Source organism: Streptomyces neyagawaensis, assembly GCF_023516595.1.
GTDB classification, from domain to species: Bacteria; Actinomycetota; Actinomycetes; order Streptomycetales; family Streptomycetaceae; genus Streptomyces; species Streptomyces neyagawaensis.
The window spans coordinates 276,685-297,947 of record NZ_JAMGBG010000013.1; the positions used below are offsets into that span (position 1 = coordinate 276,685).

Here is a 21,263-nt window from a genome sequence, read left to right on the forward strand (position 1 = left end):
GCTGTCGGTCAGGTCTGCTTGCGGGTCGTCATCGCGCGCTGGATCAAGATGAACGCGCACAGGAGGACGCCCGTGGCGATCTTCGTCCACCAGGAGCTGAGGGTGCCCTCGAACTGGATGATGCTCTTGATGAGGCCGAGGACGAGGACGCCGAACAGCGTGCCGATCACATAGCCCGAGCCGCCGGTCAGCAGGGTGCCGCCGATGACGGTCGCGGCGATCGCGTCGAGCTCCATGCCGACGGCGTGCAGCGGGTCGCCGGACTGGATGTACAGCATGAACAGCAGGCCGGCCAGGGCCGAGCAGAAGCCGCTCACCGTGTACACGGCGATCTTGGTGCGGCCCTGCGGAAGACCCATCAGCATGGCCGACTGCTCGTTGCCGCCGATGGCGTACACACGGCGTCCGAAGCGCGTGTAGTGCAGCACGTAGAACGCGACGGCGATGACCACGAGGGCCGCGATCGCACCGATCGACAGCTCCCCGAGGCCCAGCGACACCCGCGTCTGGGCCAGGCTGCTCACCGAGGAGTCACTGATCGAGATCGACTCCTCGGTGATGACCAGGCACAGTCCGCGGAAGAGGAAGAGCCCGGCGAGCGTCACGATGAACGGCTGGATCTCGAAGTTCTGGATCACATAGCCCATCAGGAAGCCGCCGAACGCTCCGACACCCAGGGCGAGGAGGACGGCGAGCAGCAGCGGCACCCCCTGGCGCTCCACCATCCAGGCCGTGAACATCGTCGTGAAGCCGATGACGGAGCCGACGGAGAGGTCGATGCCGCCGGACAGGATGACGAAGGTCGCGCCGACGGCGGCCACCAGCAGATAGCCGTTGTCGATGAACAGGTTGAGGAAGACCTGCGGTTCGCCGAAGCCGTAGTTCTGGTAACGGCTCAGGCCCGCGATGTACATCGCGAGGAAGAGCGTGGCGGTCACCAGGACCGGCAGTCGGCGGTCGCCCAGCAGCGTGGCGAGCTTGGACGGCGGCGTCGTACGGCTGTCCGGGGCCGTCGGGGTCTGGGTGGTCGCGCTCATCACGACACCTCCATCTTGGGGGCGGCCTCGGCGGTCGTGACGGTCTTCGCCGGCTCGGTGGCGGCGCTGCCGCCGCTCGCCGCACCGGACTTGGGCCCGAACTTGGCGCCGAAGACCTTCGCGCGGAACTTCGGGGACTGGAGCAGGCACACGATGATGACGACGACGGCCTTGAAGACCAGGTTCGTCTGGGTCGGGACGCCGATCGTGTAGATCGTGGTCGTGAGGGTCTGGATGACCAGGGCGCCGATCACCGTGCCGCCGATGGAGAACCGGCCGCCCAGCAGCGACGTACCGCCGATGACGACGGCGAGGATGGCGTCCAGCTCGATCCACAGGCCCGCGTTGTTGCCGTCCGCGGCCGAGGTGTTGGAGCTGATCATCAGGCCGGCGATGCCCGCGCACAGGGCGCAGAAGACGTACACCATGATCTTGATGCGGCGGGAGCGGATGCCGACCAGGCGGCTGGCCTCGGCGTTGCCGCCGACGGACTCGACGAGCAGACCGAGGGCGGTGCGGCGGGTCAACGCGACCGTGACGGCGACGACCACCGCCACGACGAAGATGGAGAACGGCAGCGTCAGCCAGTAGCCGCCACCGATCAGCTTGTACGGCTCGCTGTTGATGGTGATGATCTGGCCGTCGGTGATCAGCTGGGCCACACCGCGCCCGGCGACCATGATGATCAGTGTGGCGATGATCGGCTGGATGCCCATGCGGGCGACCAGGAAGCCGTTCCACAGGCCGCAGACCACCGCCGCGACGAGGCCGATGCCCATGGCCAGGAACACCCCGGACAGCGCGTTCTGGTCGGCCTGGTCACTGATGTACGAGCAGGTCAGGGCGCCGGTGATGGCGACGACCGCGCCCACGGAGAGGTCGATGCCGCCGGTGGCGATGACCAGGGTCATGCCGACCGCCACCAGGATCAGCGGCGAGCCGAACAGCACGATCGAGACGAGGCTGCCGTAGAGGTGGCCGTCCGTCATCTTGATCGAGAAGAAGTCGGGGGTGAAGGGCACGTTGACGAGCAGCAGGGCTACCAGGACCGCGACCGGCCAGAACAGGTGGTGGTGTGTCAGCGCCCGCCAGCGGGACGTCGTGGCTGCGGATGGGGTGCTCACTGGTGTTCTCCGCTCGCGATGGTCTCCAGGATCTTGCTGGGGGTGATCTCCGGCCCGTTGGTCAGTCGCGCCACCAGCTTGCGGTCGCGCAGCACGCCGATGGTGTGGCTGAGGCGGAGGACCTCCTCCAGCTCGGCCGCGATGTAGAGCACGGACATGCCGTCCTCGGAGAGGGACACCACGAGCTTCTGGATCTCCGCCTTGGCGCCGATGTCGATGCCGCGCGTGGGCTCGTCGAGGATCAGCAGCCTGGGCTGGGTGATCAGCCAGCGGGCCAGCAGCACCTTCTGCTGGTTGCCGCCGCTGAGCTGGCCGACGCGGGCCTCGGGGTTGGCGGGGCGGATGTCGAGGGCCTTGATGTACTTGGCCACGAGTTCGTCGCGCTGCGCTGCCGGGATGGGCCGGGTCCAGCCGCGGGCCGCCTGGAGGGCGAGGATGATGTTCTCCCGCACCGTCAGGTCCGGTACGAGGCCCTCGGCCTTGCGGTTCTCCGAGCAGAAGGCGACCCCGGCGCCGATGGCGTCGTTGGGGGCGTTCATCGGGACCGGCTTGCCGCCCACGGTGACCTTGCCGCTGTCGGGCTGGTCGGCGCCGAAGAGCAGCCGGGCGAGTTCGGTGCGTCCGGAGCCGAGCAGTCCGGCGAGGCCCACGACCTCGCCCTTCTTGATCTCCAGGTCGAAGGGGGCGATACCACCGGTGCGGCCGAGTCCCTCGGCGTGCAGCAGGGTCTCGCCGACGTCCGCGCGCAGCTGGTGCTCGTGGAGCTCCTCCAGCTTGTCCAGCTCCTTGCCGATCATGAGCTGGATGAGTCCGACCTGGTCGAGGTCGCTCACCATGTGCTCGCCGACGAGGGTGCCGTTGCGCAGGACGGTCATGCGGTCGCAGATCTCGTAGATCTGGTCGAGGAAGTGGGAGACGAAGAGGATCGCCACGCCGTCGTCCTTCAACCGCCGCATCAGGCGGAAGAGTTCGAGGACCTCGTCGCGGTCGAGGCTGGACGTCGGCTCGTCGAGGACGAGCACCTTGGTGCCCTGGCCCTCGCCGTCGCCGGTGCTCACCGACCGTACGATCGCGACCAGTTGCTGCACGGCCAGCGGGTACGCGGACAACGGCGCGGAGACGTCGATGTCGAGGCCGAGCCGGTCGACGAGCTCCGCGGCCTCCTTGCGCATCCGCTTCCACTGGATGCGGCCGAAGCGGGTGGGCTCACGGCCGATGAAGATGTTCTCCGCCACCGACAGGTTGGCGCAGAGGTTGACCTCCTGGTAGACCGTGTTGATCCCGGCCTGCTGCGCCTGGAGGGGGCTGGCGAACCGAACGGACTTCCCGTCGAGGGTGATCGTGCCGCCGTCCAGGGAGTAGACCCCGGTCAGCACCTTGATCAGGGTGGACTTGCCGGCGCCGTTCTCGCCCATGAGGGCGTGGATCTCGCCGGGGAAGAGCCGGAAGTCGACGCCCGACAGAGCCCGTACCCCCGGAAACTCCTTGACTATGCCCGTCATCTCCAGGACGGGCCGTGGCTCTGCCATGGCAGCGCTCCTCTTGGATTTCGTTCAGGCCCGCAGGGAGCCCCGGGACCGAGGGGTCGGTCGGCCGGAGGCTCCCTGCCGGAAGGTGCGGGTCAGTACTTGCGGGTGGGGAGGGCGTCCTTGGCCTGGTCCTGCATGAAGTCGCTCTCCTTGGTCTTGATCCAGCGCTCGACCGAGCCGCCGTCCTTGACCGTCTGCACGACCTCCATCAGCTGGGGGCCGAGCAGCGGGTTGCACTCGACGATGGCGTTGATCTTGCCTTCGGACATCGCGATGAAGCCGTCCTTCACGCCGTCGACCGAGACGATGAGGATGTCCTTGCCGGGCTTCTTGCCGGCCGCCTCGATGGCCTGGATGGCGCCGATGGCCATGTCGTCGTTGTGCGCGTAGAGCACGTCGATGTCCGGGTTGGACTGCAGGAAGGCGGCCATGACCTGCTTGCCGCCGGCGCGGGTGAAGTCACCGGTCTGCGTGACGACGATCTTCCAGTCGTCCTTGTGCTCCGCTTCCATGACCTCCTTGAAGCCCTTGGCGCGCTCGATCGCGGGGGCGGAACCGGTCGTGCCCTCCAGCTGGGCGATCTTCACCTTGCCCTTGTGGCCGGCCTTCTCCAGGACCTTCTCCAGGATCTTGGCCGCGCGCCGGCCCTCATCGGTGAAGTCGGAGCCGACCAGGGTCACGAAGAGGGACTCGTCCTTGGTCTCCACGGAGCGGTCGGTGAGGACCACAGGGATCTTCGCGGCCTTGGCCTCCTGGAGCACCGCGTCCCAGCCGGTGACCTTCACCGGCGAGAAGGCGATGACGTCCACCTTCTGCGCGATGAAGCTGCGGATGGCGGAGATCTGGTTCTCCTGCTTCTGCTGCGCGTCGGAGAACTTCAGGTTGAAGCCCGCCTCCTTGGCCGCCGACTTGACGGAGTCGGTGTTGGCGCTGCGCCAGCCGCTCTCGGAGCCGACCTGGGAGAAGCCGAGGGTGATCTTCTTGCTGCCGCCACCGGAGGAGCCGCCGGAGCCGCCCTCGTCCTCCTTGGCGCAGGCGGACAGGCCCGCCGCTGCCGCCACGCCGACCGCCGCGGTGAGGAAGTTCCGTCTGTTGAGCATGTGTCTTCTCCTTTGAAGAGCCGATCCGGGGACGGACCTGCTGGTACTCGATGGACCGGCCGTACTGTGTCCAGCCTGTCGATCATCGTTCGAAATGTCGGCCACGCTGGTGGCTTGTGACGGTTGAGGGTCTTGTGGTCGATCTGGGGGTGCCGGGTCAGCCGGGTGGTGCGGTCCCCGGCGGGGACGCGTACGGGTAGGTGCTGGCCCGGACGACGAGTTGGGGTTCGATGGCGATGCGGGTCGGACCCGAGGGGGTCCTGCCCTCGATCAGGTCCAGGAGCAGGGCGATGCTCCGTTGGCCCACCGCGGAGAAGTCCTGTCGGACCGTGGTGAGCGGCGGTGCGAAGAACTCCGACTCGGGGATGTCGTCGTAGCCGACCACCGCGACGTCCTGGGGAGTGCGTACCCCTGCTTCACGCAGGGCCCGCAAGACCCCCAGCGCCATCTGGTCGTTGGCGACGAAGACGGCGGTCAGACCGCGGCCCACCCAGCCGGCGAGTTCCTGGCCCGCACGGTAACCCGAGAGCGGGCTCCAGTCACCCCTCAGGGGCATCGGCGGTTCCACGCCTGCCTCTTCGAGGGTGTCCCGCCAGCCGGCGACCCGGTCCGCGGCCTCCTGCCAGTCCTCGGGTCCGGCGAGGTGCCAGACCGTGCGGTGACCGGCGGCCAGCAGGTGGCCGGTGGCGAGCCGGGCGCCGAGGTACTGGTCGACGTTGGCGCTCGGAACCGTGGAGGCGGAGCCCGTGCCCACGGCCACCACCGGGAAGGGGCGGCGGAGTTCGGCGAGGGCCTCGACCGCCGACCGCTGCGGGGCGATGGCGATCACACCCTCCACCCCGCCGTCGCTGAGGTGGTCCAGGGCCTCGGAGAGGGTCTCCACGGTCAGCTTGCGCACACTGACCGTCGAGACCAGATACCCCTCGGCCCGGGCCGCCTCCTCCAGCGCGAACAGGGTGCTGGCCGGTCCGTAGAGCGTGGTGTTGGAGGCCACCACACCCAGGGTCCGGGTGCGCCGGGTGGCCAGGGCCCGCGCGGAGGAGTTGCGACGGTAGCCCATCTCCTCGATCGCGCGCTGCACCCTGGCGCGGGTCTCGTCCCGGACGTTGGGGTGGTCCCCCAGGACCCGGGAGACGGTCTGGTGGGACACCCCCGCGAGGCGGGCGACGTCCGCCATGGTGGGCGGCCGGAGCGGTGAGTGGGTCACGGCCGCACCTCCTCGGCGGTCGTCGGCGGATAAGACCTCTGCTGCGGGCGGAGCGCTCCGCGTCGTCGGCTTCACGCGGGGGTTCCGGACGTTCCCATGGCACCGGCGGGGAAAACGGGTTGGAGTACTGCTGGCACGACGCTCGTACCTCCTCGGGTGCCGTCGGGAACCGACTGGTGAATGCGGAGGTCATTGTGAGCGCTAACAATTCCTGCGGGTCAAGAGGGCTGCGTCAGGGAAGTCGTCACGGTTGAATAACGCGACCTCCCGCCGGGGTCACGCCGGGCCCCCTCCCGGACGCACGTTACGCCCATGAAAAAGGCCCAGGTCCTGCGGTGTTGACACCACGACCCCCCGCTTCCCCACCACCGCCGCGGCCCCCTCGGACCACCGCCGTGGACAAGCACCACGGGGGTGTTCGCGACACCATCGCCGAGCCCACGAGACCCGGCTCGGGGACCCTCAAGGGCCGCCCCGGGCACCGGAATCGGGGCTGGCACCGGGTGCCGTTGGGGGGCGCTCACGGGTTTTTGGGGGGCGAGTGCGTGGGGGGCTTCGGGGTGGGCCCGCAGGGCCTCGGGGTCCGGGCAGGGGGCTTCGTGGCGGGTGCGCGGGGGGCTTCACGGCGGAGCGCGCGAGGGCTCGTGGCGGGTGCGCGGGGAGGCTTCACGGCGGGTGCGCGGAGGTGGGGCGGGGCGGCGCGCAGGGCCGGCGGGCGGTGCTCGGGGCTCCGCGGGGCGACGCGCGAGTCCCGACGGGTGGCCGGGGGGAGGCGCGACGGGCTGCGCCACGCCAAGGGCGGTGCTCGGACTGCGGGGAGAGCCCGCCGCGGCCGGGCTGAGCCGGCGTCCGGCGTCCGGCGCCCGCCAGGCGCCGCCGGCGAGGTCCGGGCCGAGGGTGGACCGCCCCCGGCCGTGCTGCGGTCAGCTCGGGCTCGCGGCACCGCCGGCTTCGGCGTCCGGCCCCGCATCGACGTCCTGACCTGGGCTCATGCCGACCCGACGGCCACCGTCGCCGGCCCCTGGGAGAGCCCTCGCGCCCTACGGGCACACCCGCCGGGCAACCGCCCCCTGTCGGCACCATCCAGCAGGAACTCCGCGCCCGGGAAGACGCCACCCGGCGACAACTTCGCGCGCCCCGGCACCAAGTGCCAAGATCCCGCACGCCACAGCACCACTCGGCAGGATCGCTCAGGCCACGGCACCACTCACCACGACCCGCACCTCACGAGCACCCAGCCGGGTCAGGATCCACGCGCCCCCGGACATGCCCGACCGACTGAACCCCGCACCCCCACGCGCACCACCCGGAGGACAGGGCGCCCTCCCCCAGGCGCCACCCAGCGCAAGTCCCCGCTCGGCCCTACGAGCACCACCACAGGATGCGCGTGCAGGTTTCCGACGGGGACGGGGTGGGTGTGGGCTTCGGGGTGGTGGGGGCCGGGTTCGAGGTGTCGGAGTTCTGGGGGGCCTCGGTCTCGGCGGGCGGCGCGGCCGTGGGACGGACCGAGGCGTTCGACGCGGAACGGTCCTTCGGCTTGCCCTCGTCCTCGGCGTCCTCGTCGTCCTTGGACTTCCCGGACTCCGAGGCGGACGGCGAAGGCGAGTCGTCCGGCGACGTGCCGTCCGCGCCGTCCACCCCGCCCACGCCGGAGTCGCCGTCCGGCGCACCCTCCGCCGAGTTGGCCGGCGACGGGGTGACCGCGTCGTCCACGGACGCCGCGTTCGGGTGCGACGGCGGTGCCTCCATGCCGAGTTCAGCGAGGCTCAGCCCGCCCGCGGCGAGCACCAACCCCGCCCCGACCAGCAGCAGACGCCTGCGCCGGCGGCGATGCGCGGCCGCCCGCCGGTCCCGCCGGGCGGCACGGTCGCCGGGTTCGCGGCCCTTGGACCGGGACCGGGCGGCGCGGGCGGCCCGGCGCCCGCCGACGTTCACCTCGCCATCGTCGTCGCGCTCACGCGCTTCACCGTCACCTTCGCGCGGCGCTTCGCCGTACTCATCCGCTTCGTCGCGCTCACGCGTTTCATCACGCTCGTACGCCTCGTCGCGCCCATACGCTTCGCCGCGTTCCTCCGCGGTGAAGTCGTCCGGTTCGGGCGATGCGCCCATGTACGACCGGCTCTCTTCGGCCGGTGCGCCGCACCCGGGACAAGCCAGGGCGCCGTTGAGGTGCCGTTGGCACGGGTGGCAGTAGTCCATGACGCCGGAAGATTATTTGGCGCGCCGGTGACGTTCCCAGGCGCCCTCGTGAAAGTTGTGTAGGAACCTTGTGTACTGGCGGGTCAGGACGGCTCAAGCCCTGATCATCGCCCCTCTTCGGGACCTTCGTGACGAGACCGTTGTGCGTTCGACCCATTGACACTCGGAGCGGGTCGTCCTTACTGTCGCGCCAGCATTTCGAACGAGCTTCGAAATTTCGAACAGACACGATGAAGGACAGGGAGCACCGTGCGCATCACGGGAATCAGCACACACGTGGTCGGAACGCCGTGGCGGAACCTGACCTACGTCCAGGTGCACACCGACGAGGGACTCACCGGAGTCGGCGAGACCCGCATGCTGGGCCACACCGACGCCTTGCTGGGCTACTTGCGCGAGGCGGAGGCCAACCACATTCTCGGGTCCGACCCGTTCGCTGTCGAGGATCTCGTCAAGCGGATGAAGTACGGCGACTACGGGCGGGCCGGCGAGATCGTGATGTCCGGCATCGCCGTCATCGAGATGGCCTGCTGGGACATCAAGGGCAAGGCCCTCGGCGTCCCGGTGTGGCAGCTGCTCGGCGGCAAGGTCACCGACAAGGTCAAGGCATACGCGAACGGTTGGTACACCACCGAGCGCACGCCGGAGGCGTACCACAAGGCGGCGCGGGGCGTCATGGAGCGCGGCTACCGGGCGCTCAAGATCGACCCCTTCGGTACCGGCCACTTCGAACTCGACCACGAGCAGAGCCTGTACGCCGTCTCGCTGATCGAGGCCGTGCGGGACGCCATCGGGCCCGACGCCGAGCTGATGCTGGAGATGCACGGCCGGTTCTCCCCGTCCACCGCGGTCCGGCTGGCCAAGGAACTGGCCCCCTTCAAGCCCGCGTGGCTGGAGGAGCCGGTGCCGCCGGAGAACCTGAAGGCGCTGGAGAAGGTCGCCGCCAAGGTGGACATGCCGATCGCCACGGGTGAGCGCATCCACGACCGGATCGAGTTCCGCGAGCTCTTCGAGAGCCAGGCCGTCGACATCATCCAGCCGGACGTCGGCCACATCGGCGGCATCTGGGAGACCCGCAAGCTCGCCGCGACCGCCGAGACCCACTACATGCTGGTCGCGCCGCACAACGTGGGCGGCCCGGTGCTGACCGCCGCCTCGCTCCAGGTCGGCTTCACCGCGCCGAACTTCAAGATCCTCGAGCACTTCAACGACTTCGCGGACGCGGACATCAAGAAGGTCATCAAGGGCGCCCCGCAGGTCGACCCCGAGACCGGCTGCTTCCACCTCTCCAACGAGCCGGGCCTCGGCGTCGAACTGGACGTGGACGCGGCGGCGGAGTTCCCGCAGCAGCAGGCCCGGTTCGACCTGTGGGCCGAGGGCTGGGAGCAGCGCAAGCCCAAGGGGACCCAGTGACGACCTCGCCCGACGCGGCCACCGCCGTCGTCATCGAGGCTCCGGGCGAGCACCGGCTCGTCCCGCACGAGCCCCGGCAGCCCGCGGCGGGCGAGGCACTGGTCCGTGTCCACGCCTCCGGGATCTGCGGCAGCGACCGCGAGGTCTACCAGGGCAACAGGCCCGAGGGATATGTCCGTTACCCCCTCGTCCCCGGCCATGAGTGGTCCGGGACGGTGGTCTCCGTCGGCGACGGCGTTCCTTCAAGTCTTGTAGGCCGCAAGGTCGTGGGCGAGGGCTTCCGGAACTGCCAGGTGTGCGACCGCTGCCACGCCGGCGAGACCACGCTGTGTTCGGCGGGGTACGAGGAGACCGGCTTCACCCAGCCGGGCGCCATGGCCACCACGCTGACACTTCCTGCCCGCTTGCTGCATGTTCTTCCGGACGGCTGCGATCTGACGGCGGCGGCGCTGTTGGAGCCGGCCGCGTGCATCGCGGCGGCCGCACTCAAGGCCAACGCGGTCCCCGGGGAGCGGGTGGCCGTCGTGGGCACCGGCACCCTCGGTATGTTCGCCGTTCAGTTCTTGAAGGCGGCGTCCCCGGCCGAGCTGCTCGTCGTGGGCACCCGTCCGGACCGTGCGGAACTGTCCAGAAGGTTCGGCGCCTCGGACTTCCGTACGAAGGATGAGGAGCTGCCCGGCGACTTCGACGTCGTCATCGAGACCGCCGGCTCCGCGGACGCGGCCGTCACCGCCGCCGCGCTGCTGCGGCGCGGCGGACGGCTGGTCCTGACGGGCATCCCGGCGTCGGGCGCGGACGGGCTCGACCCGACGGACCTCGTCGTACGGCAACTGGAGGTGCACACCGTGTTCGGGGCGCCGCCGGACGCCTGGGCGCACACGGTCCGGGTTTTCGGGGCCGGGCTCCTCGACCCGCTGCCGCTCGTCACGCACGAGCTGCCGCTGCACGAATTCCCGGAGGCCATCGAGTTGGTGGGTTCCGGCGACCCGAAGGTCGGAAAGGTCCTCCTGCGGCCGTGACACAACCCTGAGCCGTACGCCGGTACGGATGTACCTGACTACTCCGTACCGGCGTACACCCCAAGATCTCTGTGCGATGAGCCGCGAACCTCGTCCGAAATATCGAACCTGAAGGACAGCTTGTGACCGACACCAACGCTCCGGCGCCCCGTCGGCCCGGCGAGCAGGCGCTCGCCGCGCTCGGCCTGGACGCGCCCGCTCTCGACCCCGCCGACGCCTCTCCGCACACCTTTCCGGGCGGCGGCCGCTGGCGCACCGAGGTTCCCTCCGTGGAGGGGCCGGAGGCGCTCGCCGTGGTCCTCAAGGAGGCCTCGCGGCTCGACGTGCCGATCCACCGGATCAGCCAGGGCAGCGGTGTCTGGATGCTCACCGACGCCGAGATCACCGAGATGGTGGAGGCGACGGCCGAGCGCGACATCGAGCTCTGCCTGTTCACCGGCCCCCGCGGCACATGGGACATCGGCGGCTCCACCCGCACCGACTCCCGGGGCGCCGGGCTGCGCGCCCGCGGCCACGACGCGGTCGCCGGCTGCGTGGAGGACGCCGTGCGCGCGACCGAGCTGGGCGTGAAGTGCCTGCTCGTCGCCGACGAGGGCGTGCTCTGGACACTGCACCGCGCCCGTGAGGCGGGCATCCTGCCGGCCGACACCACCTTCAAGGTCTCGGCGCTCATCGGCCCCGTGAACCCGACCGCGTACGCCGTGTACGAGAACCTCGGCGGCGACTCGATCAACGTGCCGAGCGATCTGACGCTCGATCACCTCACCGAGATCCGGCGGGTGTCGGGCGCTCCGATGGACATGTACATCGAGGCACCCGACGACCTCGGCGGCTATGTGCGGATGTACGAGGTCGCCGAGCTGATCAGACGCGGCGCGCCGATCTACCTGAAGTTCGGCCTGTCGAAGGCGCCCGGGATCTACCCCTACGGGCACCACATGCGCGACCTGACGCTGTCCACCGCCAAGGAGCGGGTGCGGCGCGGTCGGCTCGCCCTGGACCTTCTGGCGCGGCACGGGGCGGACGGCGACATGGCGCCGCTCGGCACGCGTCTGCCGGGGGACCTGAAGCGATTTAGTAATCCCGCATAACGAACTGGCCAACCGTCTTCACAGAAGAAGACGCGGTCACACAGAATCCCCCACATCTTCTTCTGGCGTCCTCTCGGCTCCTCCCTCGCTCGCGAAGCGCCGTCCTCACCGCCAGAACGTTCCAGGCAACAAGACATCAAGGATGATGATCATGCGCACTCGTCGAGCCGCTCTCACCGCCATAGCCTCCGCCGCCTCCCTCGCCCTGACCCTGTCCGCCTGTGGTCAGAACAGCGAGGGCGGCAGCAAGGACGAGGGCGGCAGCACCAAGGGCGCGACCATCGGCATCTCGATGCCGACCAAGTCCTCCGAGCGGTGGATCGCCGACGGCAACAACGTCGTCAAGGACCTGGAGTCCAAGGGCTACAAGACCCAGCTGGTCTACGGCGAGGACGACCCCGCCAAGCAGGTCTCCCAGATCGAGAACATGATCACGCAGGGCGTGAAGGCCCTGATCGTCGCGGCGATCGACAACAAGTCGATGAACAACGTGCTCCAGCAGGCCAAGGACGCCAAGATCCCGGTCATCTCCTACGACCGTCTGATCCTCGGCACGGAGAACGTCGACTACTACGCCTCCTTCGACAACGAGAAGGTCGGCGAGCTCCAGGGCGACTACATCGTCAACAAGCTCGGCCTCAAGAGCGGCAAGAAGGGCCCGTTCAACATCGAGCTGTTCGCCGGCTCCAACGACGACAACAACACCCGCTACTTCTTCCAGGGCGCCATGAACGTCCTCAAGCCCTACATCGACAAGAAGCAGCTCGTCGTCAAGTCCGGTCAGACCGAGCTGACCAAGGTCACCACGCTGCGCTGGGACGGCGCCACCGCCCAGCGCCGCATGGACGACATCCTCACCAAGTCGTACAAGAGCGGCAAGGTCGACGCCGTGCTCTCGCCGTACGACGGCATCTCCATCGGCATCATCTCCGCGCTGAAGTCCGACGGCTACGGCTCCAAGGACAAGCCGCTGCCGGTCGTCACCGGGCAGGACGCCGAGGTCGCCTCGGTGAAGTCGATCATCGCGGGCGACCAGTCGATGACGGTCTACAAGGACACCCGCGAGCTCGCCAAGGTGGCCTCGAGCATGGTCGACGCGCTGCTGAACGGCAAGAAGCCGGAGACCAACGACACCGAGACCTACGACAACCAGGCGAAGGTCGTGCCGGCCTACCTGCTGGAGCCGGTCGCCGTCGACAAGGAGAACTACCAGAAGGTCGTCGTCGACTCCGGCTACATCAAGGCGGGAGACCTCAAGTAAGCCGGATCCCCGACCACCACTGATTGGAAGGCACGACCATGGCGGGACCCGTCCTGGAAATGCGCTCGATCGTCAAGACCTTTCCCGGTGTGAAAGCGCTGTCGGACGTCACCCTGACCGTCCGCCAGGGCGAGGTCCATGCCATCTGCGGTGAGAACGGCGCCGGAAAGTCCACCTTGATGAAGGTGCTCTCCGGCGTCCATCCGCACGGCAGCTACGAGGGCGAGATCCTCTTCGAGGGAGAGGAGTGCCGCTTCAAGGACATCAGGGCCAGCGAGCAGCGCGGCATCGTCATCATCCACCAGGAGCTGGCGCTCTCCCCGTACCTCTCCCTCGCGGAGAACATCTTCCTCGGCAACGAACACGCCAAGGGCGGGTTCATCGACTGGCGGGAGACCCTGCGGCACGCCACCGAGCTGCTGCGCCGGGTGGGTCTCGACGACCACCCGGAGACCCGCGTCGCCGACATCGGTGTGGGCAAGCAGCAGCTGGTGGAGATCGCCAAGGCCCTGTCGAAGAAGGTGAAGCTGCTCATCCTGGATGAGCCGACCGCCGCCCTGAACGACGAGGACAGCGGCAAACTCCTGGATCTCATCCTGGAGTTGAAGAAGCAGGGCATCACCTCGATCATCATCTCCCACAAGCTGAACGAGATCCGCCGGGTCGCCGACTCGGTGACGATCATCCGTGACGGCAAGTCCATCGAGACCCTCGATGTGAAGGCGCCGGAGACCACGGAGGACCGGATCATCAGCGGGATGGTGGGCCGCGACCTCGACCACCGCTTCCCCGAGCGCACACCGCACGAGGCGGAGGAGGGCGCGGCACCGGCCCTGGAGATCCGCGACTGGACCGTGCTCCACCCGATCGACCAGCAGCGCAGGGTGGTCGACCATGTGTCGATCCACGCGCGGCGCGGGGAGATCGTCGGTATCGCGGGCCTCATGGGCGCCGGCCGCACCGAGCTGGCGATGAGCGTCTTCGGCCGGTCCTACGGCCGTTACGCGGGCGGCACGGTCCTCAAGGACGGCGCCGAGATCCGTACGAAGTCGGTGGCCGACGCGGTCAAGCACGGCATCGCCTACGTGACGGAGGACCGCAAGCACTACGGTCTGAACCTGATTGACACGATCAACCGCAACATCTCGCTGACCGCCCTGAAGAAGGTCGCCAAGCGGGGCGTCGTCGACGAGCACGAGGAACGCCAGGTCGCCGAGCGCTACCGCAAGACCATGAACATCAAGGCGCCGACGGTGTTCGAGCCGGTGGGCAAGCTGTCCGGCGGCAACCAGCAGAAGGTCGTCCTCAGCAAGTGGATCTTCGCCGGGCCGGATGTGCTGATCCTCGACGAGCCGACGCGCGGTATCGACGTCGGCGCCAAGTACGAGATCTACACGGTCATCGACAAGCTGGCCGCTGAGGGCAAGGCGGTCGTCTTCATCTCCTCCGAGCTGCCGGAGCTGCTGGGGATGTGCGACCGCATCTACACGATGGCCGCGGGGCGGCTGACCGGCGAGTTCTCGCGTGCCGAGGCCACGCAGGAATCGCTGATGCGCCAGATGACGAAGGACAAAGAGGTAACCCGATGAGCACGGAAGTGACCGCCAAGAGCCCGGCCCCGGCGCCGTCGGGCGGGACCGGATCGGCCACCGGCGGCGGACTGCTGCAGCTGATGCTGGACGGCATGCGCCGCAACATGCGGCAGTACGGCATGCTGATCGCCCTCGGCCTGATCGTCGCCTTCTTCGCGATCCTGACCGACGGCGACCTGCTGCTGCCCCGCAACGTCTCCAACCTGGTCCTGCAGAACAGCTACATCCTGATCCTCGCGATCGGCATGATGCTGGTGATCGTCGCGGGCCACATCGACCTGTCGGTCGGTTCGCTCACGGCCTTCGTGGGCGCGTTCGCGGCCGTGCTGACGGTCCAGCACGACGTGTCCTGGCCGCTCGCGGTCGTGCTCTGCCTGCTGGCGGGCGCGGCGGCGGGCGCGGCGCAGGGCTTCTTCATCGCGTACCTCGGGATACCCTCGTTCATCGTTACCCTCGCCGGGATGCTCGTCTTCCGCGGTGTGACGGAGATCCTGCTGGAGGGCCAGACCCTCGGCCCGTTCCCCGACGGCCTGCAGAAGATGGGCAACGGCTTCCTGCCCGAGGTCGGCCCCACGACGAACTACCACAACATCACGCTGCTGCTGGGCTTCACCCTGATCGCCTTCGTGGTGATCCAGGAGATCCGTGACCGGTCACGCCAGAAGGAATTCTCCCTGGACGTGGTGCCCCGCAACATCTTCCTGCTCAAGCTGATCGCCATCTCCGCCGCGCTGCTCGCGGTCACCATGCTGCTCGCCAGCTACAAGGGCGCGCCGATCATCCTGCTGGTCCTGGGTGCGCTGGTCGTCGGCTACGGCTACCTGATGCGCAACTCCGTCTTCGGTCGGCACATCTACGCGATCGGCGGCAACCTGCCGGCCGCGAAGCTCTCCGGTGTGAAGGACAAGAAGGTCACCTTCCTGGTCTTCGTCAACATGGGCGTCCTCGCGGCCCTCGCGGGTCTGGCGATCGCCGCCCGGCTGAACGCGGCCTCCCCGAAGGCCGGTCTGAGCTACGAGCTGGAGGCCATCGCCTCGGCGTTCATCGGCGGCGCGTCCATGAGCGGCGGCGTCGGCACCGTCCTCGGCGCGATCATCGGTGGTCTCGTCCTCGGCGTGCTGAACAACGGCATGAACCTCCTCAGCGTCGGCACCGACTGGCAGCAGGTGATCAAGGGCCTGGCGCTGCTGGCGGCGGTCGGGTTCGACGTGTGGAACAAGCGCAAGGGCGGTTCCTGACGGAACCCGCAAGGGGGCCTCGCCTGCGGGCGGGGCCCCCTTTTCCCGTGAGAGGAGCAATCCGGTGAAGGAAGTCTTCGGCAAGCTCGCCGACGGCACCGAGATCCACCGCTGGTCGCTGGAGAACGGCGGCACACGGCTGCGGGTCCTGTCGTACGGCGGGATCGTGCAGTCCCTGGAGGTCCCGGACCGTGAGGGCCGGTACGCGAACGTCTCCCTCGGCTTCGACTCCGTCGAGGAGTACGTCGCCGACTCCCCCTACTTCGGCGCCCTGATCGGCCGGTACGGCAACCGCGTCGGCGGGGGCCGGTTCACCCTCGACGACACGGCGTACGAGCTGTCCGTGAACGACGGCGGCAACAGCCTGCACGGCGGTGCCGGCGGCTTCGACAAGACGGTGTGGGACGTCGAGCCGTTCGTTCATGACTCGAACGTGGGTCTGCGTCTCACCCGCACCAGCCCCGACGGCGAGATGGGCTACCCCGGCACCCTGCGGACCGCGGTCACCTACACCCTGACCGAGGAGGGCGACTGGCGCATCGACTACGAGGCGACCACCGACCGGCCGACCGTCGTCAACCTCACCAGCCACGTCTACTGGAACCTCGCGGGCGAGGGCAGCGGCTCCGCCCACGACCACGAGCTGGAGATCGCCGCCTCCCGCTACACGCCCGTCGACGCCGGCCTCATCCCCGTCGGTGAACCGGCCGAGGTGGCGGGCACGCCCTTCGACTTCCGTCGGGCCAAGCCGATCGGCGCGGACGTCCGCACGCGTGACCAGCAGCTTCTGTACGCCAAGGGGTTCGACCACAACTGGGTGCTCGACAAGGGGCGGACGGATCTCCCGGAGCGGGCCGCGACACTGCGCGACCCGTCCTCGGGCCGCACCCTGACGATCTCCACGACCGAGCCGGGGCTCCAGTTCTACTCGGGGAACTTCCTCGACGGCACACTCGCCGGACCGTCGGGGCGGATCTACCGCCAGGGCGACGCCGTGTGCCTGGAGACCCAGCACTTCCCGGACTCGCCGAACAAGCCGTCGTACCCGTCGACGGTGCTCCGACCGGGGCAGACGTACCGCTCGACGACGGTCCACTCGTTCGGAGCCTGAACACGGCAGCGCACAGGTTCTTCACAAATTCCGGCCAACTTCCCAGTGGTTGAACAGCGTCCCCCCGTTCTCCGTATGTAGGGGCGGCTCGTGCTCCCCCGCACGGGCCGCCCTTAGTCGTCGGACCCGGTTCGTCCCCAACGGGTCCGCCCCCTACGGAGGTTCCATGGCCGACAACGTCACCTCGTTGTTCCGCAGCACGACGGCGCACAGCCCCTCGATGGCGGCGCTGACGCGTGAGGGCGGCGACGGGGTCGGCCCGGTGGACTTCTGCATACCGTGCAACCCGTACTTCCCCACCCCGGCCATGTTCGACGAGATGGCGAGCAGGCTGAAGGACATCATCACGTACTACCCGAGCAGCGCCGACACCATCACCGCGGAGCTGTGCAACCTGCTGCAACTGCCGCCGCAGTGCGTGGCGATGGGCAACGGTTCGACCGAGCTCATCACCTGGATCGACCATCTGCTGGTCCGGGAGTCCCTCGCCGTCCCCGTCCCCACCTTCGGCCGCTGGACCGACCAGCCGATGGAGACCGGCAAGCGCGTCGACATGTTCCCGCTGCAGGAGTCCAGCGGCTTCGCCCTGGACCTCGCCCAGTACGCCGAGTTCATCCGGGCGCGCGGCACGCGGGTCGCCGTCATCTGCAACCCGAACAACCCCGACGGCGGCTTCCTGCACCGGCACGCGCTGGTGCAGTTCATGGACGCGATGGCCGACCTGGACCTCATCGTCATCGACGAGTCGTTCCTGGAGTTCGCCGACGCCGAGTCCGAGCCGAGCACGGTGCAGGACGCGGTGATGCGGCCCAACGTCGTCGTACTGCGTTCGCTCGGCAAGAACTTCGGACTGCACGGCATCCGCTTCGGCTATCTGGTCGCCAACCCGGCGCTCGCCGGGAAGATCCGCTCGATGCTGCCGAAGTGGAACCTCAACTCCTTCGCGGAGCACGTGGTGTTCATGCTGAAGAACCACGGCCCCGAGTACATGGAGAGCCTGCACCAGGTGCGGCGCGACCGCCTGGACATGGCCCGTCAGCTCTCCGCCCTCCCCGGTCTGACGGTGTATCCGTCACAGGGGAACTTCCTCTTCGTGCGCCTGCCCGTGGGCGCCGAGGGCACCGTGGTCCGTGACCGGCTGCTCACCGAGCACCGGATCCTGGTCCGCGAGTGCGGCAACAAGGTCGGCTCGTCCAGTCGCTTCCTGCGACTCGTGGTCCGGCCCCAGGTGGACGTGCGTCGCCTGGTGTCCGGCCTGGAGTCGGTTCTCTACGGGTCCAGGAGGGGAGCCGCCGTACCCGAGCTGGGCACCGGGACCAGCTACAGCTCGGGTACGGCGGCCGTGGACCGGCTGATGAGCGAGACCAACGGCGCCGGTATGGCGGGCCTCGCCGCGCAGGCCACCGGCCCGGTCGGCATGCCCGGCATGAACCAGACCCCGGCCCCCGTGCCCACCCCGGCCCCCATGCCCACCCCGGCCCCGATGCCCACCCCGGCCGTCGCCCAGATGCCGACCCCGGTCCCCGCCCCCATGCCGACCCCGGCACCCGCTCCGGCGCAGGTGCCCATGCCGGCACCGATGCCGGCGCCCGCCGCTCCCATGCCGCAGGGGCCGTCGATCCCCTCCATGCCGAACGTGGCCGCCATGCCGGGTATGCCGGGCATCCCGGGCATGACGCCCGCACCCGCCACCGGGCTGGAGCCGGTCGCCCAGACCGGGATGCCCGGCATGGCCACCGCGGCCGCCAACCGCCGCGCGATGGGCGCCGCCCAGGGGCTCACCGCCGCCCAGGTGCGCGGCCGTACGGCCCCCGAGGAGCAGCCGGAGCCGCTGGGCTGGCCGGCGGCGGGGGCGGTCTACAACCAGGTGGGCTGATCCCCACCGCCGAAGAACCCCATGGGGCGACGCCCCCGACAGCCCTTCGTGGCCTGTCGGGGGCGTCGCCCTGTGTCGCTGTTCTCAGGTGAGTCGGAGGGCCAGGGTGACCTCGGCGCCTGTTCCTGTTGTGTCGGTGGTGACTGTCAGGCGGTCGGTGACCAGGTGGGCGAGCCAGAGGCCGCGGCCCCGGCAGCCCTCGGTGAGGCCGGGGAGGAGTTCGGGGATGGCGGGGACGAAGCCGGGGCCGTCGTCGGTGATCCGGCACTCCAGTTCGTCCGGGAGCCGGCGCAGCTCCAGTCGGCCGCGGCCGCCGGCGTGCTCCACCGCGTTGGCGGCGATCTCGCTGACGGCGAGGGTGAACTCGCCGAGCCGTACGCCCCCGAGGCCCGCGGCGGCCGCCGCGTCCTCGACCTGGGCCCGCACCTGGGGCAGGTTCTCGCCGGTGAAGTGCCGTATCAGCAGGAGTGTGCCGCGGCGGTTCGGAGCGCCGCGGAAAGGGGCGCCGACCGGTGTATCGACAGGGGTGCCTACCTGTGTACCGGCGGGGGGGTCGACCTGTGTGCCCACGGGAGCGCCCAGGACGCCGGCGTTCGGGCCGCCGGTGTCGCCGGTTCCGCCGTCTGTCTCCCCGCCCGGCATCGCAGCCGCCTCCTCTCCATGGGGGTCGAAGTGCCCGGGCACGGGGCGCTGGGCGTCAAAGGCGAACTGCCGCACGCCGCCCACGCTAGCCGTGCTCGCCCGATGAGTACCCACGAGATCGGGAGGGCATTGTGCCTGGTCGGAACCGTACGAATTCGACCGAACCACGATCCTTTCCGCTCGACCTCGGCTGATCGGTTGCCGTCCGTCGATCAGGGCGGCGCGCCGCTCCGCCGATCGGGGCAGTGCGGCCGCGGCTCCGCCGAACACGACGGCACCGGCCCCCTCCCACGGGGTGCGTGAGGGGGGCCGGTGAAAGGGGGTGCCGAGTCGTGGGCGTCGCGTCAGTCGTTCACTCGGCCGTCTTCGCGACCGTCGCTATCGAGTCCAGGACCTTCCGCGGATCGCCGTTCGCCTTGACCGCCCCGCCGATCTGCTTGCGGATGGCGGCGGCCACCTGGGACCAGTTGGTCTCGGCGACGGGGTAGAGCCGCAGGTTCTGCAGGGTGTCCAGGCCGCTCCACAGGGCCTTGTGGCGCTTGTCGGCGTGCATCGCGTCGGCGGCGGTCGTGGTGACGGGCAGCAGCTCGTACTCGGCGGCCTGTTCGATCACGTACTTGTCGCTGTAGAGGAAGTCGAGGAACTGGCCCATCGCCTCGCGGTGGTCGTCGTTCTTGAAGGCGACGATCCAGTCCGCGGTGCCCATGGCCGGTGTGGCCCGGCCGTCGCGGCTCGGCAGCGGGATCGACCCGTAGGGCACGGAGTCGGAGGAGTCCTCGATCTGGCGGATCAGCGACAGCGGGCCGTTGACCATGGCCGCGTCACCGCGCAGGAAGCTCTGCACGGCGTCGTCGCGGTTGAGTTGGCCGGGCGGGACCGGGCCGGCGAGGCCCTCGCCGACCAGCTTGTCCCGCAGCCAGGTCAGCGTCCGTACATTGGCGGGCGACGCGAGGTCGTAGCTGTTGGAGTCGTCGGTGTAGCCGCCGTCGCCGGCCAGCAGCCACATCAGCGTCTCGGCCTCGGCCTCCTCCGGGCCGAGCGGCACGGCGATCGGCGACTCCACGCCCTGGGCCTTCAGCTTCCGCGCCGCCGTGACGAGGCCGTCCCAGCTCTTGGGGGGCTGCAGGCCCGCCGCGGCGAACAGGTCCTTGTTGTAGTAGAGCAGCCGGGTGCTCGCGGTGAACGGCAGCCCGTACTGCACCCGGTCCATCTCGCCGGCGTCGGCGAGGCTCTGTACGAAGGAGGCCTGGACCGGCACCGACAACAGCTCGTCGGCGCTGTAGAGGAGGCCCTGGGCGGCGTACTGCGAGTAGCCGTCGGCCTGCACGATGTCGGGTGTCTCGCCCCGCTCGACCAGTTCGGCGACCTTCTCGTCGACCTTGTCCGGGGCGTACACCTCGACGTTCACGTCGATGTCGGGGTGCTCGACGTTGAAGGCGAGGACGACCCGGTCCCAGTAACCCTCGGAGTTCTTGTGGACGTTGTCGCCGTAGTTGGTGGCGACGACAGTCAGGGAGACCCGGCCGGACTCGGCGTCCGCGTCCCCGCCGCAGCCGGAGAGCCCCGCCGCGAGTGTCAGTGCGGCCGTGGCCGCCACGATCGTCCGGGCCTTGTGGCGCACGGTTTCCCCACTTCCAGCTTCCGGCACTTCTCCCTGGTCGAGCACGCCGGGCACATTCCGTCGCCCGTCGGCGCCGCCCGCGCCCGGTCGATGCCGCCGGCCGATGCCGCCGACCGTTCCCGGGACGCGTCTGTACGTATATACGGATCTCGCCCGTTCGTGCTCACGTTCGGGCTTGATCGTATGGCGCGTGCCCGCACCGC

At 69.4% G+C, this 21,263-nt stretch carries 15 protein-coding genes and 1 pseudogene; 8 read left to right on the top strand and 8 right to left on the bottom strand.

From position 1 onward, the window contains the following. Positions 1-8: 8 nt before the first annotated feature. From yjfF to M8J73_RS09545, 6 genes are all read right to left on the bottom strand, one after another. Complete coding sequence (gene yjfF / locus M8J73_RS09520) at positions 9-1,037, bottom strand: galactofuranose ABC transporter, permease protein YjfF (RefSeq protein ID WP_055539370.1); 1,029 nt, start codon at positions 1,035-1,037, stop codon at positions 9-11. Then, on the bottom strand, positions 1,037-2,161 hold the full coding sequence (locus M8J73_RS09525) for an ABC transporter permease (RefSeq protein ID WP_055539371.1): 1,125 nt from the start codon (positions 2,159-2,161) through the stop codon (positions 1,037-1,039). Before M8J73_RS09525 ends, yjfF begins: the two co-directional genes overlap by 1 nt. Next, positions 2,158-3,690 (bottom strand): sugar ABC transporter ATP-binding protein, encoded by a 1,533-nt coding sequence (locus M8J73_RS09530; RefSeq protein WP_055539372.1) that lies wholly within the window; start codon positions 3,688-3,690, stop codon positions 2,158-2,160. Before M8J73_RS09530 ends, M8J73_RS09525 begins: the two co-directional genes overlap by 4 nt. 92 nt (positions 3,691-3,782) lie before the next feature. After that, entirely contained in the window at positions 3,783-4,790 is a 1,008-nt protein-coding gene (locus M8J73_RS09535; protein WP_055539373.1) for an ABC transporter substrate-binding protein, read from the bottom strand. 157 nt (positions 4,791-4,947) lie between these two features. Further along, the gene (locus M8J73_RS09540; protein WP_055539374.1) at positions 4,948-5,997 is read right to left on the bottom strand and encodes a LacI family DNA-binding transcriptional regulator; all 1,050 of its coding nucleotides are present in this window, start codon (positions 5,995-5,997) and stop codon (positions 4,948-4,950) included. Positions 5,998-7,359: 1,362 nt separating this feature from the next. Continuing rightward, positions 7,360-8,196, bottom strand: coding sequence for an SCO2400 family protein (locus tag M8J73_RS09545; RefSeq protein ID WP_420834085.1), 837 nt, complete (start codon positions 8,194-8,196; stop codon positions 7,360-7,362). A 249-nt stretch (positions 8,197-8,445) separates the two neighbouring features. Here M8J73_RS09545 and M8J73_RS09550 point away from each other — a divergent pair, with 249 nt between their 5' ends. The 8 genes and pseudogenes from M8J73_RS09550 (at position 8,446) to M8J73_RS09585 (ending at position 18,797) form a co-directional block, all read left to right on the top strand. Next, positions 8,446-9,609, top strand: coding sequence for a mandelate racemase/muconate lactonizing enzyme family protein (locus tag M8J73_RS09550; protein ID WP_055536534.1), 1,164 nt, complete (start codon positions 8,446-8,448; stop codon positions 9,607-9,609). Beyond that, positions 9,606-10,628, top strand: a complete 1,023-nt coding sequence (locus tag M8J73_RS09555; protein WP_055536535.1) for a zinc-dependent alcohol dehydrogenase — start codon at positions 9,606-9,608, stop codon at positions 10,626-10,628. The genes M8J73_RS09550 and M8J73_RS09555 overlap by 4 nt, the downstream gene beginning before the upstream one ends. Positions 10,629-10,750: 122 nt before the next feature. After that, entirely contained in the window at positions 10,751-11,719 is a 969-nt protein-coding gene (locus tag M8J73_RS09560) for a hypothetical protein (RefSeq protein ID WP_055536536.1), read from the top strand. A gap of 151 nt (positions 11,720-11,870) precedes the next feature. Then, complete coding sequence (gene chvE, locus M8J73_RS09565) at positions 11,871-12,980, top strand: multiple monosaccharide ABC transporter substrate-binding protein (RefSeq protein WP_372503921.1); 1,110 nt, start codon at positions 11,871-11,873, stop codon at positions 12,978-12,980. Positions 12,981-13,018: 38 nt separating this feature from the next. Beyond that, complete coding sequence (gene mmsA, locus M8J73_RS09570; protein ID WP_055536538.1) at positions 13,019-14,569, top strand: multiple monosaccharide ABC transporter ATP-binding protein; 1,551 nt, start codon at positions 13,019-13,021, stop codon at positions 14,567-14,569. Next, the gene (gene mmsB, locus M8J73_RS09575; protein ID WP_055536539.1) at positions 14,566-15,810 is read left to right on the top strand and encodes a multiple monosaccharide ABC transporter permease; all 1,245 of its coding nucleotides are present in this window, start codon (positions 14,566-14,568) and stop codon (positions 15,808-15,810) included. The genes mmsA and mmsB overlap by 4 nt, the downstream gene beginning before the upstream one ends. 58 nt (positions 15,811-15,868) lie before the next feature. After that, positions 15,869-16,921: pseudogene (locus M8J73_RS09580) on the top strand (aldose epimerase family protein); the annotation flags it as partial. 166 nt (positions 16,922-17,087) lie between these two features. After that, positions 17,088-18,797 carry a pyridoxal phosphate-dependent aminotransferase gene (locus tag M8J73_RS09585; protein WP_249828466.1) on the top strand — a complete coding sequence of 570 codons (1,710 nt, stop codon included), beginning with the start codon at positions 17,088-17,090 and terminating at the stop codon, positions 18,795-18,797. 84 nt (positions 18,798-18,881) lie between these two features. Here M8J73_RS09585 and M8J73_RS45225 read toward each other — a convergent pair whose 3' ends face one another. Together M8J73_RS45225 and M8J73_RS09595 are read right to left on the bottom strand one after the other, a co-directional pair. Further along, on the bottom strand, positions 18,882-19,514 hold the full coding sequence (locus M8J73_RS45225) for an ATP-binding protein (RefSeq protein ID WP_308408340.1): 633 nt from the start codon (positions 19,512-19,514) through the stop codon (positions 18,882-18,884). 277 nt (positions 19,515-19,791) lie between these two features. Then, a complete protein-coding gene (locus tag M8J73_RS09595) occupies positions 19,792-21,060 on the bottom strand; it encodes an ABC transporter substrate-binding protein (RefSeq protein WP_206187785.1) in 1,269 nt (422 codons plus the stop codon). Positions 21,061-21,263: the final 203 nt, after the last annotated feature.